This is a genomic window from Bacteroidota bacterium (assembly GCA_016722565.1).
Classification (GTDB): domain Bacteria; phylum Bacteroidota; class Bacteroidia; order 2-12-FULL-35-15; family 2-12-FULL-35-15; genus 2-12-FULL-35-15.
Genome location: JADKIU010000001.1, coordinates 1,154,712 through 1,172,585, shown reverse-complemented (window position 1 = coordinate 1,172,585; position 17,874 = coordinate 1,154,712). Strand labels below are relative to the sequence as shown.

Below are 17,874 nucleotides of genomic sequence, written 5' to 3'. Positions count from 1 at the left end.
TTGTTTTTCGTTCGTCATAGATGCAAATAAACTTAAAATCAACAATTAAAACGATAAACAAATGAAAACGACAAACGCTTTTAAATACATAATGGTAGTTGCTACTGTTGGTATGTTATTCACTTCTTGCAGAAGAGATAAAGATGAAAAAGATACAGATACATCCTCTGCTTCTGACAATGCTTTAGCTGAAGGAACCTACAATGATGTAAACAACATTGCTGACGAAGCAGCTAGCGGAAACTTGACTTCATATTTAACTCCTAGCCCATCTGAAAATAAATCCATTTTAAGTGCTTGTGCAACAATTACTCACGACACAACAGTAACACCGCGTATATTAACAATCGATTTCGGCACAAGCAATTGTCTTTGCAATGACGGCAGATACCGCAGAGGGATTATCAATGTTTCCTATTCAGGTCATTACCGCGATTCGGCATCAACACATACCATTTCATTTACCAACTATTATGTAAACGACAATCAAGTGTTGGGCTCAAAAACAGTTACGAATAATGGTCATAACTCAGCCGGACATTTATCTTATTCTATTTCGGTAAATGGACAAATTATCAAAGCAAGCGGTGGTGGAACAATCACTTGGACATCTACCCGCACTCGTGAATGGATTATTGGAGAAAGCACATTAATTTGGAATGATGATGTGTATTTAATTACCGGTTCCGCAAACGGATCAAACGCTGCAGGAGTTTCTTACAGCATGAACATTACAAGTCCATTAAGAAAAGAAATCGGATGTCGTCATTTAGTAAGCGGACAGTTATCCTTAACACCATCCGGCAAACCAACACGATATGTTGACTTTGGTTCAGGAGCATGTGATGATCAAGCAACAGTAACAATTAACGGAAACGTTTACAACATCACTTTACGATAACTATTAATCTGTATAAAAAAAACGCTCCTCCGAATAATCGGAGGAGCGCTTTTTTATTTATGAATTTACTTAAAATTTAATGCTAAATCCTACCGAAGCATTGTAACTTGAATGTGAATGCGGATGAACTCCAATTTCAACAAACACACCAAAGTTATTCACAAAATAATAACGAGCACCTACAAATCCCGCAACGTAAGGACTAAACGGATTCACAGAAACAGAATAATCGTTGTTGGGGTCATTGTCAGAATACGAGTAAACATTCAAATGTGCTCCAATTAAAACACCACCATATACTTCTGCCTTTTTTGAATTCAATACATCCCAGTGGTATGCAGCACGACCTGCAATGGTATAATAACTATGTCGTTTTTCATAACGATAGCCGTTGCCATAAAATGTATTGTAGTTGTATTCGTATTTTTCTGTTTTATATCCAAAATACGCACCAACACCCAAAAATCCGGGGCCCAATTTTTTCGGCCATGGTTGCTCATACGATAAATTTAAATAAGGAGAAGATGAATATTTTTCTCCACCAACTCTAACATAATATCCTGATGCTAATCCAATACCAAGGTTGATGATGTGTGTTTTTTCATCGAAACATTTTTCTCCATCACCTGGACTTAATACCAAATTACTGTTCTTATTAATTGGCTCTCCGGCAAATGTTGAAAGAGAAAATGCCACCATACCGATCAATGCGAATGTTTTTTTCATAATTAGTGTTTTTGATTGTTTACGCCATTATTTTAGCGAAGGTTCTACAAAGTTATAAAGTAATATCCATTATGGTTGGTAATATCCAATCAAAAAAAATGCCTCTTTTAAAAAAGAGGCATTTTTTCAAACAAAATAAAACACCTTATCGAATAATCAACTTTTTGGTAATCAACTCCTTACCAGATTTTAGTACAACAAAATAAACACCACTTTGCAGATGCGATAAATCAGCTTCAACACTTTCAGCGGTTAAACTTTTAAATTCATAATGATATACATTCTTACCAAGTACATCCACAATATCCACAACTCCATCTTGTTTCGTTGTCATATTAATATCAATAAAAACATGTCCATCTGACGGATTTGGATAGACACTTAATGTGGTATTATCAACTAAAAAATAATCGTCCATCGAACTGGTTAAGCCTACCGTAAACTGCTGATAAATTTGTCCACCAAAATCTGTTGGGTAGGTTTTTATAATTGACGAAGGTGTTACTTTTCGCAATCTTAAATAGCCACTTCCTTGTGATGGGTTTGCCCAGAATGCCAATCCATCTTCACCGGTATCTCTCATCTCAAGCGTATAGCAACCATTTGCCAACGTTACGGTATCTTTATAAATAGTATTTGCACTTAGTGTTGCACCATTTCTGGAAACAATTGTTGTTCCTGCATCATCTTTCAACGTGTACATATCTTCCCACGGATAATTGTTTGTTCTGAATTCAATCACAAATGGAGAAGGCATTACAGCAGGATACGTATATTTATTTACTTTCTCATTGTTGAATGCATATTGATCAACACCACCATTTGGATTACTGATGGTAACAGTAAAATCGGAAGCGCCCATTGCCCAATTAAATGTTCCCAATGTAACCGTTGCTGATTCCATAAATGGTAAACTACCTGTCCATGTGTATACAGATGGTGTTGCACCATTCATGCCATAGGTAATTGTTAAAGAAGTTAATGTGGTTGAACCTGTATTTCTAATTTTAATTACGGGTGCAGTACAAACCGGATTCATACGCGCCCACATTTGATCTTTGCTGGGCGACAAGATATCTTCCAGAGCGGCATCCAATGTAAAGTTTGGTGCACTATAACTCACTAACTGATCTTCAATTTGATAATAATCCCAACCACCAGTGTGCGAATAAGCTTGTACATCGTGATCTAAATTAATTGTTCCACCCGGAGTTGTAAACGGAGTTAACTCAAAATCATACGTCCATACTTCTGCACCCGGGCACCAGTTTGCGCGGTCATACACCCATGTTCCACCTTGAGGATATAACGGGTTCACATCACAGTTGTCGCGCCATACCAATTTTGAAAATTGTTGAACACCGTTCACTTCGAAGTAATGTGTTTTCGCACAAAATTCAGCGCAGTTTTCAGGAGTATCCATTCCATGACCAGTTATTCGAGACTTCCAACGCGTTGTTACACCATTGACAGGTATTGTTTTATTGAGTGGCAACAAATGATTATCAATCGGATCAGTTGGGTTACCATAATCAAATCCACCATTCCATAAATTTTGAATATCAACAACATCTCTTGGAGGAGTTCCTTCAATCATTAAAAATTCCATGCTCAACAATTCTTGCCAATTTCCAGCTTCTAAATGAACGCTGTCTGCAAGCAAAGTTCGGTAATCACTAACATCAAATGTCCATGTCCACCCACTGCCTAAGCTCAACCCATTTCCGTACGGTGTGATGTAACGTGCCAATTCATAACGAAGCACTTGCGGAAATTTTTTATACCATTGATAATATAATAAATGCAATGTACTATCCGGAGTAACGAAAGAAGAATCAGTTGCGATACCATTTACGTCATATACATAATTATTATAATAAGATGGCCAAACAATCATGGTATCAACCGGCATACCAGGATTACTAGTTGAATCCGTATAGGTAACAATTTGAATTGGAGCATTCATTGTTGAATCCACAATTAATGTAGAATCGATTACTGTAGTGAATACACCTTGTTCAAATGTAATATTTGGACGTAAAGTTGTTTGCGAAAATTGAGAGATTAATTCAGACGCACTTTTCAATGGATTGTCGACACTTACTAAGCTTGCTGCAGCATGTGTTCCGGGAGCCGCATCTGCAAACGTAGCATAATTTCCATCATTGCATTGGTAATACAATGCAAGGTTTGCATAATTCGGATGCGAAGGAGTAATTTTCTGATTCATGTAGTTTAGAATCGTTGTTGCATTTAACTCGACATTAAAAACAGCAAACTCATCAATTTTTCCCGCATACGTTTGCGAACCTGCCCAATTACCTCTTCCGATTTTAAATTTCGAAATGCCTTGCATGGATTTAACCTTTGCAGTTCCACTATGCCACAGCACACCGTTCAAATAAATTTTCATGGAGCCGGTTGCAACATTTTTTGTGAAGGTCCAATAGTTCCATTGTCCTTCAATTTCAGAAGTTACTGCTGCTTTATTAATTCTATCATAAGCCGTTCCGCCATATCCTGCATCCCAATATACATTGCTATCACTCCAAGGCAAATGGCTGTTTAATAATCTTCTGTCCAACGAATCTACCGCTTCAAATGCCGTTCCATCCATTGGCTGAGCGGGAGCACCAAAACACCAGAATGCAACGGTAACAAAAGAATCGATTGCAACTAAATTCGAATTCATTGGAACATCTACATAGCCATAGGTTCCAAAAGAAGCAACTCGATCTGTTCCTGAATTTGTTAATCCAGAATTAAATGTTGTAGTGGATGCAGCAACAATATTGTCGATGGCTGTTGCCATATTTTCATAAGTAATTTCAACTAACAAATTGGAAACACCATCCCAATTAAATGGAGTTGTCAACTGCAAGCTATTCCAACCCAAAGTTGTAAATTGAGTGTTTTGAGAATATACTGTGGTAAAACCAGAGTTATTAAATGTGCTTTGTGATAAGGAATCTAAGGTAACCGCCTTGATGTGAATCGTCATGTTTTGCATTTGCGCTCCCAATGTTTGCAGATAAAATTGCAAGCCAGTAATATTTCCGGCAGTCATTCCAGCTGCAGAAATTTCAGATGCTTTCCACAAATATTGTGTTCTGGATACAGGAGCAGATGCGCCAAATGGAAACACATCGTTTGTTGTTCCTGCCCCAACCGCATAGGTATTCAAAGATGTTGTATCGGTGTGTACAGCAGTGTACTGCCAATGTGTATCATACGAAAACGAAGGCGTATTCATATACATCACACTATCCGGAGATGCACCATTCATAGTATAAGTAGGCTGATTAATGAGAGTTGAATCCAACAAACCGGTATGATCATATAAATAGGTGTAGGTTAAATAATCCCATTCTCCACAAGGAGGTGTTTGGGCCGGATTACATTTTAAAGTGTATCGCATCAATATTTTTTCGAAACGGACAGTATCTGATGGGAAGACGAACCATGCATTTTGAGGAGAACCAAAAGTAAATGTTTGCACGCGAATGGTATCACCTGGATTCGCCACAATTGCGCCAACGTTCAACACAAGAAAAGATAATGTAACAAAGAGTAGTTTTTTCATTAGAAAAATAGTTAAATTTTAAGCTAACGAAAATACATAATTCAGAGGGGGAGTACAAGGAAAATAGAAGAACATTCTTAGCAATTGATAAGGAAAATACAAGTAGTAAAAACCAATCAATCAGACCATTGAAACTGTTCGAATTGTTTACCGTTTTAGGAGAGATGAAATATCAACCGTGTAGATCCGACTCAAACCATTTTCATATTTATTCATTTCCTTCAACAACTCGATTAATGAATATTGTTTTTCAAAAATTGTTTTGACAGAATTCCGTTTGCTTGTAAAATAAAGCGTTTCGTTCTTCTCATCCACAAACGGACAATAATCCATTTTATCTGAATTAATTTCTTTACTCAAATTAAGGGAGGAAGTCCATTCACCTTTTTTATTTTTAAAACTAATATATAAATCACCGCTGCCAACGCCACCTGCACGATTATAACCGGTGTAAATTAAATACGACTCGTCCGCTGCAACAAATGCATTAAACTCATACTCCGTTGTATTAATGGAATCGCTCAATAAAACTGGGGACGTGTATTTGCCGCTTACAAATGCAGACATAAAAATATCATCCCTTCCTTTTGATAACGAAGGCAAGTTATCGGAAGTAAAATACAAATTACCATTTTTTGAAAGCGAAGGATAGAATTCATTTCCAACAGAATTAACAGGTGCGCCCAAATTTATTGGATCCGACCAATCCTCCTTGATTGATTTGCGCTCCACATACCAAATATCATAATCTTTTATTTCTAAGGATTTATCATCCACCGCGCGATTTGAAACAAAATACAATCTCAAACCATCCAAATAAAAAAACGGCTCCAAATCATTGAACCTTCCTGAGAATGCCGCCATTTTTGCTTCACTCCATTTTCCATTTACTTTTTGGGAATAAGCAATAGAGGAACTTCCTTCGACATAACTTTGGACAGTAAAATAAACTTCATCTCCGGATGGCGACAAGGCAATGTCTCGCACATTCGGAAACTGAGAAAACAATTCCGGCAGAAAAGGTGTTGCAGTTTCGGATGCATTTTGAGCAAGATTGTTGATTGCCCAAAACAGTATTAGAACAAAAATAGATATGCGTTTCATGTTTAGTATTTCATTCCTAAATTATAAAACACAAAACTCCAAATGTCAGCATACTCTTCAATTTGTTTAGATGTTGGCTTACCGGCACCGTGACCGGCATTGGTATCAATACGAATTAATACTGGGTTTGCGCCCTTTTGTTTTTCTTGCAAGGTTGCAATAAATTTAAATGAATGTGCAGGCACTACTCGATCATCGTGATCACCTGTAGTTACTAATGTTGCAGGATAAGCAACTTCTTTCACATTGTGTAGGGGTGAATACTTAATAATGCAATTGTATTCCTCTTTATTTTCACTTGAGCCATAATCACCTGTCCACGCCCACCCGATAGTGAATTTATGAAAACGCAACATATCCAAAACACCAACCGTAGGAATCGCAACTTTTGCTAAATCCGGACGCTGTGTCATCACTGCACCAACCAACAATCCACCATTGGAGCGACCATGGATAGCCAACTTTGAAGAAGAAGTATATTTTTCTTTAATTAAATATTCAGCGGCTGCAATAAAATCATCAAATACATTTTGTTTTTGGCATTTTGTTCCTGCCTTGTGCCAATCTTCTCCGTAATCACCACCACCGCGTAATCCTGGAATGGCATAAATCCCTCCATTTTCTAAGAAAACAGCCCGATCGATTCTGAACTCCGGAGAGTAATAGGAATTAAAACCACCATAGCCAAACAAGAAACATGGATTTGTGCCATCCAACTTAATACCTTTTTTATGGGTAATAAACATTGGCACTTTGGTTCCATCCTTGCTGGTATAAAAAACTTGTTTGGTTTCATAGTCATCGGACTTAAAATCAATTTCCGGCTTGAACCAAACGGTCATTTTATTGGTAACCATGTTGTATTTATAAACCACATCCGGTGCAGTAAATGTTTTATAGGAAAAGAAAGCTAAGCTATCATCTTTGTCACTATCAAACGCATCCACTTTACAAACACCAGGCAATTTAATTTCACTTTCTTTTTTACCATTCATATCATACACATACAAACGTGTTGTCACATCTTTTAAATATTTTGCAACAAACTTCCCATTTGCCAACGATACGCTTTCCAACAAATCAGTAGATTCCGGAATTATTTTTTTCCAGTTTTCATAATCCGGCTTGCCATGAATATCGATTTCTAAGAGTTGGTATTTCGGAGCACCTTTATCCGTTATCACATAAAGTTTATTGCCTTCATTGTGAACAACACCATAATTGTTTTCGAAATTATTTACTAACTGTATGAAAGCTGAATTGGGTTTATCAAGTTCCTTAACGGCTAGCGTTGTTCCACTTGTAGATTCCGAACCATACAACAGCAACAACTTTTCATCTTCTGAAATAGAAGCAGAAAAATTTCTTAACGGATTTTTTTTATCTTCATACACCAATACATCCTTACTTTGAGCTTCTCCGATTTTATGATAATACACTTTATGATATTCATTTTTATTAGAAAGCTCACTACCTCCGGTTGGGGCATCATAAGCACTATAATAAAATCCATCACCTTTCCATGCGATATCAGAAAATTTCACCCACTTAATTTCATCGGATAATTTTTTACCGGTTTCAATTTCCATTGCATAAATCTCACTCCAATCGCTACCAGCACGGTTAATGCTATATGCCAAATACTTACCATTTTTACTGATGCCCATTCCTCCAAGTGAAGCGGTACCATCGTTCGCCAATGTATTCGGATCAAGTAATAGACGAGCTTTACCATTTAAGCCTTCCTGAACATAGAGGACACTTTGATTTTGAATCCCATCATTTTTATAGAAGAAATAATTTTTCCCTTTTTTGAAAGGAGCACTTACTTTGGCGAAATTCCAAATCTTCGTTAATCGTTCCTTTACTTTTTCTCGGAATGGAATGGTTGCCAAATAGTCAAACGTTACTTTATTTTGAGCCTTCACCCATTCACCTGTTTCTGCAGAACGATCATCTTCGAGCCAACGATATGGATCGGCAATTTTGTTTCCAAAATACGTATCCACAGAATCTGTTTTGCGAGTAATTGGATAGTTCATTTTCACAGGATCATTGTTAACAAGCGTAGCTGCAACCGAAACAACTGCAGAAAGGATTAAAAATGGGACAATTTTTTTTAACATCGTTTTTCAAGTTTATTTATCAAAAATAAGTAATTAATTGGGAGAAAATTTATAAAATGATTAGTGGTTGTAGAGGAGGATGAATGGATATTAATCTTCTTCATCCGTATTTATTAATGGAATCTCTTTCTTTTGAGGAAGATTATAATCTTTTCTAAGAACAGATACAACAACCCTTTGATTTATTGGACCTTTTAATTTACCAATTACTTTATAGGCCAAATCTCTCTTTTCCAATGGTTGTTTTTTGCCATAAGACTTGCAAGACAAACGATCCTTTTCGATTCCTTTCAGAACCATCAGATCATATACTTTTTTCACTCTTAATTCTGAAAGTTTCTTCGGATTTTTTTCCTTTTTGTCGGCATGTCCAGCTAATTCAAAAACATATTGAGGAAAATTCTTCATTAAATCTACCAAGCAATCAACAGCAGTATCTCCTGAATAGACATAATAATCATATTCATCAACCTGACTTCTACCAAACTCTAAGCTGTTTTTTTTGAAAAAAACGGTAGGTATAATTAAGGACCGTTGGATAGGAATTAAACAAAAATCATGAATGATGTTCGCATTAGAAATATTTTCTTCCGTTTTAAACTTTACTTTATCAGCTGAATTCAAATAGCCATTGCGAAAATAACTATATTGACACATTCCGTATGGGACTTTCACCGTTTCATCGGGAGCAATCGTAGTCAACACATATTCTAAACTCGGTTTTAGGACACTATCATGAAAAAAATAAAATCCTGAAGAATCACTTTTTGTTTCAAATGTTCGCTGATCAATACAAACCAATTTAATGATTGTATTTTTAATAGGTGTTTTAAATTTACAATCATAAATTCTACCTGATAACTTATGCCCAATTTGTGCATTTGCAACAAAACAAAAAAGGATGCAACCTAAAAAAACTATCCTGACTAATAATGGTTTTAAGCCCTTCATTTTATCATCAATTAATGCACTAAAGTTAATACTATTTTCTACCTTTAGCATCCAAATAAAAACTCAATGAAAAAAATCTATTTAGCAGCCCTTGTTTGTTTTTCAATTGTCTCCTGTGGAGGCGATTCACAAAAAGCTGAAATAAAAACTGTAACGGATATGAATCCACAATTTGATAAATACAAAGAGCAGTTTATTGAGAATCTTTGGAAGGTTTATCCAGGCTGGGCAAGTAGCCTTGGGTACCACAAATATGACAGTGTGCTCATTGTACCGAATGAAGCTGCCAGAGCAAAAGAATTAGCTTTTGCAAAAGCCAATTTAGATTCGTTAAAATTAGTTGACATTAATGGACTATCCGACAATAATAAAACGGATTATTACATGATCGAAAACCAATTAAAATCAATTGAGTGGTCGATCAACGCTTTCAAATCCTTTGAATGGAACCCAACTGAATATAATGTTTCCGGCAGTTTCGCAGAACTCTTAAATGGCAACTATGATTCGTTAGACGTTCGTTTGCGGAATTTCTATTTAAAAATGACCAACATTCCTGCCTACTACGAAGCAGCAAAAATGAACATCAAAAATCCAACAACAGAGCATACGCTTTTGGCTATCGAACAAAACTTAGGAGGGATTTCAGTATTTGAAACCGATTTTCATAATGCGCTAAACAAAGTACATTTTGGTGAACACGAGAAACAATCAATGGAAGCAACAGCAAAACAAGCAATAGCAGCCATTAATGATTTTGCTGAATGGTTGAAAAAGTTAGATAACAAAACACCACGCAGTTTCCGTTTAGGAAAAGAATTGTATGCCCAAAAATTTGAATACGATATTCAAAGTGGCTATTCTGCAGACGAAATTTTTGAAAAAGCATTGGCACGTAAAAAAGAACTGCATGAAAAAATGTTTGAGCTGGCCGACAAACTTTGGGGAAAATACATGCATAGTGCTCAGAAGCCAACAGACAAATTGGTTTTAATAAAACAAATAATCGATAAGATTTCTGAGAAACACGTAAAACCGGAAGAGTTTCAATCTGCAATTGAAAAACAAATGCCCGTGTTGGTTAACTTCATCAAAGAAAAAGATTTAATCTACATCGACCCATCAAAACCTTTGGTAGTTAGACGTGAGCCTGATTACATGGCTGGTGTTGCAGGTGCATCTATCTCGGCACCGGGACCGTATGATAAAAATGGAAACACTTACTATAATGTAGGTAGTTTAGCCGGTTGGGATAAAGAAAGAGCAGAAAGCTATTTGCGTGAATACAATCACTACATTTTACAAATCTTAAATATTCACGAAGCTATCCCCGGGCATTATACTCAATTAGTGTATAGCAATCAATCACCTAGTTTAATTAAAGCCATATTTGGAAACGGAGCAATGGTAGAAGGCTGGGCCGTTTACACAGAACGCATGATGCTAGAAAGCGGTTACGAAAACAGTGATGAAATGTGGCTCATGTATTATAAGTGGAATTTAAGAACCACTTGCAACACCATTTTAGATTATAGTGTGCACACAAAAGAAATGAGCAAGGAGGCCGCTCTTAATTTATTAATGAACGAAGCATTCCAACAAAAAGCAGAAGCCGAAGGAAAGTGGCGAAGAGTTTCAGTGACTCAAGTACAACTTTGTTCTTATTTTACCGGATATACCGAAATCTATGATTTCCGCGAAGAATTGAAAAAACAAGCCGGTGAAAAATTTAATTTAAAACAATTTCATGAGAAATTTCTCAGCTATGGAAGTGCGCCCGTTAAATACATAAAAGATCTAATGTTAAACGAAATGAACAAACCAGCCAACTAATTGTTGAATCATAATGCTCATCCCCTGTTCAAAAATACCCAACAAAAAAAAATCGGAGCTTCGAAAAAAAGCTTCTGATTTTTCATTTGCTGTTTATGATTCGGTGGCAATGATTCACACCGAACATTGGAATCAAGTAGTGAATTATGGAAGTGAATATTTACAGCTTCCCTTTTTAGGTGTTTTAGAAAAAGAGCATCCCAACAACATGCATTTTCATTATGCAATCATCTACCAAGAAAAAAAACCGGTAGCAATTGCTTATTTTCAGGTAATCGACTTTTCTTCAGATAGCTTCGGAAGTTCAATACTTGAATCAACGAGTGACTATTCCTGCTTAATAACCGACTATCTAAAAAAACACATCACCAACCATTTAATCAAAAGTGCCGACCACATTAACATGCGCTTATTGATATGCGGAAATGCCTTTGTTAGTGGCGAACATGGTTTCACAAGCATTCCCGAAACAAATAAAACAGAAGTAATAGATGCTTTAGCAGATGTCATCTACCGAATTAGCAGAGCGGAGAAACTAAGAGGAAAAATTGCGGCAGTTTTGGTAAAAGATTTTTATTCCTCATCGGTTGTTCATACAAAAGAATTTGAAGAATATAAATATCACGACTTCTTGGTAGAGCCGAATATGGTGTTGGATATTCAATGGGAGAATTTTGATGCCTACTTGAATGCAATGAGTAAAAAATATCGTAATCGAGCGAAGAGCATTATTAAAAAGGGAGCCCAAATTATTCGAAAAGATTTTTCGGCCTTAGACATTCGAAATAATTCAAAACAAATTTTTGAACTTTATAATAATGTTCATTTGAAGGCAAAATTCCGAATGGCATCCATTACTCCTACTTATTTTGAAGAAATGAAAAATATAATGGATGAAGAGTTCAGTTTCACCGGCTACTATTTTAACGAAAAATTAGTCGGCTTCCGCTCCACCTTCATTCTTAAAAATGATATCGAGGCACATTTTATAGGATTGGATTATTCGATCAACAAGGAACTTGACCTCTACCAAAACATTTTATGCGATTATGTGAAGGATGGCCTCAACAAAAAAGCCAAACACCTCATTTTAGGAAGAACTGCTTCTGAGATCAAAAGCACACTGGGAGCGGAAGCCGTAGAGTTAACCTGCTACATCCGCCACCGAAATCCGCTATCTAATAGAATTATTAAGCCTTTTGTGGATTATTTAAAGCCTTCCGAGTGGGTTCCACGCAACCCTTTTAAAGAAATAAGCATCTGATATAAAGAAGATAACGGGAGTATTGGAAATCCCGTAAATTTCTTTTACATTGGCTAAAATTTTTTTGCAAAATTATAGCCCAACATTCAGCGCATGAAACGTTTTAAACACTTTGTATTTTTTATATTTTGTTTCACCACCTCTGCATCCATTGCTCAAAGGGGAATTGACGGCAACAGAATTGTATCTGCGGCAGGAACAATCGTGAATGAATATACCACATTGACTGCAGATGCTGCTGCAGGAGCCACAACCATAACTGTTGCTGCAAGCGGGTTAAATGCGAATACACGTTTTGGTGCAGGAAATAATTTGGCTGCAGGTGATTTAATTATGATTATTCAAATGCAGGGGGTTAGTTCTTCAACTAGTTCTTCTATCGAATTTCCTGCAGGAAGCGGCCAATTTTATGGTTTTCCGAATGACTTAACCTGGGGGCAAATCACAAGTTATAACAATTGCGGCAATTATGAATTTTGTCAAGTTCGTTCGGTACCAACCGCCACAACAATTACCATTGATTGTGGGTTAAAAAACCCTTATACTTCTGCAGGCAGAGTTCAAGTCATACGCGTACCAAGATACAATACATTAACAATAAATTCTGGGGGAGTCCTCACCTGTCCGGCTTGGGCAGCTGGTGGTATCTATACCGGAGGAATAGTGGCAGTTGAAGTGTATGGAGCCACAGTAATAAATGCGGGCGGGAGCATCACCTCAACAGGCTTAGGGTTCAGAGGTGGTTCTCGTGTAGGTGATAATGTTACAACTTTAGGAGGGGGGCAAGTTGCAAGAAATGATGCAACTGAAGGTGCTGAAAAGGGTGAAGGTGTATTTGGATATCAAGCTGACTATAATGTTATTGCAGGGAGATTCTGCAGAGGCGCAGCCGGTAATGCCGGTGGCGGTGGAGATGCACATAATGCAGGAGGAGGCGGTGGAGCAAATGCAGGAACTGGCGTTTGGGATGGAGAAGGTAATCCCGATGTTAGTGGAGGTGCCGGTTGGATTGCGGCTTGGAATCGAGATATTTCAGTGACGTTTGCCACTCACGTTTCTTCTGGAGGTGGTCGTGGAGGATATTCTTTTTCTTCTGCAAATAGAGATGCTACACTTGAAGGCCCAAAACCATTTCAGGCTGCCGGATCAAATTTATGGGGAGGCGACTTTAGAATTAATAATGGTGGATGGGGAGGAAGACCATTGGATTATTCAACTGGCAAAATATTCCTTGGTGGTGGCGGTGGAGCCGGTGATCAAGAAAACAATTGCGGTGGAAGTGGTGGAAATGGTGGCGGAATGGTTTATATTATGAGTTACGGAACAATTAGTGGCGCTGGTACAATTACGGCCAATGGTGCTGCAGGTTCAAACACAACTTCCTCAGGCGTAAACTTCGGAATTGATGCTGCCGGTGGCGGTGGCGGTGGCGGTACCATAATTTTGAATTCTATCGGAACCGTTTCAGGAATTACTGCTGCTGCAAATGGTGGAGTTGGTGGAAACCAAGACGTACTTCCTGCAGTAAATGAAGCAGAAGGACCAGGTGGCGGTGGTGGCGGTGGCTATATCGCTATTTCTACAGGAGTAATAACAGCAACTGTCAATGGTGGAGCAAACGGAACAACTGACTCAAATGCGATGACCGAATTCCCTCCAAATGGTGCGACAAGAGGTGGGGCAGGATTAACAAATCAACCTATTTCTGCAGATACTATTAATGTCGCTAATACAACCATCTGCTCGGGAAATACAGCTACATTGACAGCAAATTTAGTTGGTAGTATTCCTGGAACAATCACTTGGTACAGTGCGCAAGTTGCCGGAACCGTTTTAGGTACAGGAGCAACATTCACCACACCAACACTTTCAACAACTACAACTTATTATGTCGGATTTTGTCCAGGCACCTATACTATTCCAGTTACAGTGACGGTTAACACTTCCCCAACAACATCTGCTGCAGGTCTTGACCAAACTGTATGTGCAACATCTGCCACTTTTGCTGGAAACCCAGCCTTAGCAGGTACTGGAACATGGACATTAATCAGCGGAGCAGGAACAATCACTACACCTTCTTCCCCGACCTCAGCGGTTACCGGTCTTGGATTAGGAGCAAATGTTTTTCAGTGGACAATTACCAATCCTCCTTGTGGAACTTCAACTGATCAAGTTACAATTACCAGCACTGGTGGTCCAACAACATCCGTTGCCGGAACAGCTCAAACTGTTTGCGGAACCTCTGCTACACTTGCTGGAAACACACCAACAACAGGAACGGGAACATGGACCTTAGTGAGTGGTGCAGGAACAATTACAACACCTTCTTCACCTACTTCCGGTGTTACCGGATTGGGAGTTGGACCAAATGTATTTCAATGGAGCATTGCCAGCGCCCCTTGTCCACCTTCGACTTCAACAGTTACCATAACGGGTGTTACAGCTCCAACAACAGCTAACGCTGGAACTCCACAAACTGTTTGCGGAACTAGTGCTACACTTGCTGGAAATACAGCCACAACCGGAACTGGAACATGGACATTAGTGAGTGGTGCAGGCACCATTACAACACCCTCTTCACCTACTTCCGGGGTTACCGGATTAGGAGTAGGACCGAACGTCTTCCAATGGAGCATTGCCAATGCACCTTGCCCTGCTTCTACTTCTACCGTAACTATTACAGGAGTTGCTGCTCCAACAACTGCTAACGCTGGTTCAGCGCAAACAGTTTGCGGAACCACTGCTACACTTGCTGGAAATACAGCCACAACCGGAACTGGAACATGGACATTGGTGAGTGGTGCAGGAACAATTACCACACCTTCTTCACCTACTTCCGGTATCACCGGATTAGGAGTTGGACCAAATGTATTTCAATGGAGCATTACCAATGCACCTTGCGTTGCTTCTAATTCAACAGTTACAATAACAGGAGTTGCTGCTCCAACAACAGCTAACGCTGGAACTCCACAAACTGTTTGCGGAACCACTGCTACACTTGCTGGAAACACGGCTACAACAGGAACTGGAACATGGACCTTGGTGAGTGGTGCGGGAACAATTACCACTCCTTCTTCGCCAACTTCCGGTGTTACCGGATTGGGAGTTGGACCAAATATTTTTCAATGGAGCATTGCAAATGCCCCTTGCCCCGCTTCTACTTCTACCGTAACTATTACAGGAGTTGCTGCTCCAACTACTGCTAACGCTGGTACTCCGCAAACTGTTTGCGGAACCACTGCTACACTTGCTGGAAATACAGCCACAACCGGAACTGGAACATGGACCTTGGTGAGTGGTGCAGGAACAATCACAACACCGTCTTCACCTACTTCCGGTATCACCGGATTAGGAGTTGGACCAAATGTATTTCAATGGAGCATTACGAATGCCCCTTGCGTTGCTTCTACTTCAACAGTTACAATAACAGGAGTTGCTTCTCCAACTGCTGCTAATGCTGGTACACCGCAAACTATTTGTGGAACAACTGCTACGCTTGCAGGAAATACTCCAACAACCGGAACGGGAACGTGGACTTTAGTAAGTGGTGCTGGAACAATTACCACTCCTTCTTCACCAACTTCCGGTATCACCGGATTAGGAGTTGGACCAAATGTTTTTCAATGGAGCATTACGAATGCCCCTTGTCCTGCATCTACATCAACCGTTACGATAACAGGCACAACTGCTGCAGATGCTACCATTAGTAGCGTTACCCCTATTTGTCTCGGTACTCCTGCATTTAATTTAACAGCTGCAACTGCTGGAGGAGCATGGACAGGAACAGGAATCACTTCCGGGGCAAGTGGAACTTTTAACCCTGCCACTGCCGGAGTAGGAACATATACTATTACCTATACCATTTCTGGAGCTTGCGGAAATGTGGATACAACAATCGTGACGGTTCTTCCGAATGATGATGCTACAATCAGCCCTATTGCTTCTTTATGCGTAAGTGCAACTCCAACCAATTTGGTTGCTGCTACGGTTGGTGGGACCTGGAGTGGAACAGGAATTACAGATGCAGTAAATGGAACTTTTGACCCTGCCGTTGCAGGAATTGGTTCATATACCATCACCTATTCTACCCCTGGAATATGTGGTTCAACGGATACAGTAATTGTTACAGTTAATTCAAGCTCCGATGCAACAATTACTTCAATCGCACCAATTTGTACAGGCAGTTCCGCATTCAATTTAACAGCTGCTACTGCAGGAGGCGTATGGAGTGGCACAGGTATTACATCAGGTGCCACCGGTACATTTGACCCGACAATTGCAGGAATAGGTGTACATATTATTACTTACACTATTTCCGGAACATGTGGTGCAACTGACACGGCTTCCATCAATGTAACCGCAGCGGCAAATGCCACAATTACGGCTATTTCGCCAATTTGTGCAAGCACTGCACCCTTTAACTTAACAGCAGCAAATAGTGGTGGTACATGGAGTGGAACAGGAATTACAGATCCAATCAATGGAACATTTAATCCATCGTTGGCTACACCAGGAGTAAATACGATTACCTATTCTATTTCGGGAGCATGTGGCGATACAGCAACAACAACGATTACTGTAAATGCATTACCTGTTCCAACATTTACAGCGGATGTTACTAGCGGATGCGAGCCATTATGTGTGACATTTAACGAATCAGCGACTAACACCTGTACTTCGATGAGCTATGATTTTGGGGATGGTAATACATCAGCCTCTTCTACTTTTACAAATTGTTATACTTCTCCAGGAACCTACTCTGTATCCATCACCTGCACAGATGCAAATGGATGTGTAGGATTAGCTACTGTTACGAATATGATCACCGTTTCTCCTAGACCTCTAGCTAATTTTACGGTGTCACCAAGCGGAGTATTACCTGTTGGTTCAACAGCTGTATTTACTGATATCTCCACCAATGGAGGTATTTCATTTTGGAATTTTGGTGATCCGACATCAGCAAGCAATACATCTATTTTAACAAGCGACTCACATATGTATGCAGATGCGGGCATCTATTGTGTGCTTCTTATCGCAGGAAATACAGGAGGATGTGTTGATTCCATCACTATTTGTGTTGATGTTGCTGATGATGCTACCATTAACACGCCAAATGTTTTCACTCCAAATAATGATGGAGCAAACGACATTTTCTATTTTTTAACCACATCTGTTAAAGAACTAAACTGTTCTGTTTATGATCGATGGGGACTAAAAATAGCAGAGTGGACTTCCCTAAACGATGCGATAAATGGATGGGATGGACGAACAACGAGCGGACTTATTGCGCCAGACGGGGTGTATTACTATATTATGAAAGCAAATACCGCTAACGAAAAAGTAATTGATCAAACCGGATTTATACATTTATTAAAAGAAAAATAAT

General features: G+C 38.9%; 9 protein-coding genes. 4 read left to right on the top strand and 5 right to left on the bottom strand.

Translation table 11 applies throughout. From position 1 onward, the window contains the following. Nucleotides 1-61: 61 nt before the first annotated feature. Nucleotides 62-901, top strand: a complete 840-nt coding sequence (locus IPP64_04825) for a hypothetical protein (protein MBL0328741.1) — start codon at nucleotides 62-64, stop codon at nucleotides 899-901. Nucleotides 902-970: 69 nt separating this feature from the next. Here IPP64_04825 and IPP64_04820 read toward each other — a convergent pair whose 3' ends face one another. The 5 genes from IPP64_04820 to IPP64_04800 form a co-directional block, all read right to left on the bottom strand. Next, a complete protein-coding gene (locus IPP64_04820; GenBank protein MBL0328740.1) occupies nucleotides 971-1,627 on the bottom strand; it encodes a hypothetical protein in 657 nt (218 codons plus the stop codon). A 145-nt stretch (nucleotides 1,628-1,772) separates the two neighbouring features. Continuing rightward, a complete protein-coding gene (locus IPP64_04815) occupies nucleotides 1,773-5,210 on the bottom strand; it encodes a T9SS type A sorting domain-containing protein (GenBank protein MBL0328739.1) in 3,438 nt (1,145 codons plus the stop codon). A gap of 147 nt (nucleotides 5,211-5,357) precedes the next feature. After that, entirely contained in the window at nucleotides 5,358-6,314 is a 957-nt protein-coding gene (locus IPP64_04810; protein ID MBL0328738.1) for a PD40 domain-containing protein, read from the bottom strand. 2 nt (nucleotides 6,315-6,316) lie between these two features. Then, on the bottom strand, nucleotides 6,317-8,440 hold the full coding sequence (locus tag IPP64_04805) for a S9 family peptidase (protein MBL0328737.1): 2,124 nt from the start codon (nucleotides 8,438-8,440) through the stop codon (nucleotides 6,317-6,319). Nucleotides 8,441-8,530: 90 nt separating this feature from the next. Beyond that, nucleotides 8,531-9,442 (bottom strand): OmpA family protein, encoded by a 912-nt coding sequence (locus IPP64_04800; GenBank protein MBL0328736.1) that lies wholly within the window; start codon nucleotides 9,440-9,442, stop codon nucleotides 8,531-8,533. A gap of 15 nt (nucleotides 9,443-9,457) precedes the next feature. Between IPP64_04800 and IPP64_04795 the strand changes: the two genes are divergently transcribed. From IPP64_04795 to IPP64_04785, 3 genes are all read left to right on the top strand, one after another. Beyond that, nucleotides 9,458-11,224 carry a DUF885 domain-containing protein gene (locus IPP64_04795; protein ID MBL0328735.1) on the top strand — a complete coding sequence of 589 codons (1,767 nt, stop codon included), beginning with the start codon at nucleotides 9,458-9,460 and terminating at the stop codon, nucleotides 11,222-11,224. Nucleotides 11,225-11,333: 109 nt separating this feature from the next. Next, a complete protein-coding gene (locus IPP64_04790; GenBank protein ID MBL0328734.1) occupies nucleotides 11,334-12,488 on the top strand; it encodes a hypothetical protein in 1,155 nt (384 codons plus the stop codon). A 93-nt stretch (nucleotides 12,489-12,581) separates the two neighbouring features. Continuing rightward, nucleotides 12,582-17,873 (top strand): gliding motility-associated C-terminal domain-containing protein, encoded by a 5,292-nt coding sequence (locus IPP64_04785; protein MBL0328733.1) that lies wholly within the window; start codon nucleotides 12,582-12,584, stop codon nucleotides 17,871-17,873. Nucleotide 17,874: the final 1 nt, after the last annotated feature.

Excerpts from the sequence above, each read along its gene's own strand:
- IPP64_04825 (MBL0328741.1), top strand. The coding sequence starts at position 62 with ATGAAAACGACAAACGCTTTTAAATACATAATGGTAGTTGCTACTGTT.
- IPP64_04820 (MBL0328740.1), bottom strand. The coding sequence starts at position 1,627 with ATGAAAAAAACATTCGCATTGATCGGTATGGTGGCATTTTCTCTTTCA.
- IPP64_04815 (MBL0328739.1), bottom strand. The coding sequence starts at position 5,210 with ATGAAAAAACTACTCTTTGTTACATTATCTTTTCTTGTGTTGAACGTT.
- IPP64_04810 (MBL0328738.1), bottom strand. The coding sequence starts at position 6,314 with ATGAAACGCATATCTATTTTTGTTCTAATACTGTTTTGGGCAATCAAC.
- IPP64_04805 (MBL0328737.1), bottom strand. The coding sequence starts at position 8,440 with ATGTTAAAAAAAATTGTCCCATTTTTAATCCTTTCTGCAGTTGTTTCG.
- IPP64_04800 (MBL0328736.1), bottom strand. The coding sequence starts at position 9,442 with ATGCTAAAGGTAGAAAATAGTATTAACTTTAGTGCATTAATTGATGAT.
- IPP64_04795 (MBL0328735.1), top strand. The coding sequence starts at position 9,458 with ATGAAAAAAATCTATTTAGCAGCCCTTGTTTGTTTTTCAATTGTCTCC.
- IPP64_04790 (MBL0328734.1), top strand. The coding sequence starts at position 11,334 with ATGATTCACACCGAACATTGGAATCAAGTAGTGAATTATGGAAGTGAA.
- IPP64_04785 (MBL0328733.1), top strand. The coding sequence starts at position 12,582 with ATGAAACGTTTTAAACACTTTGTATTTTTTATATTTTGTTTCACCACC.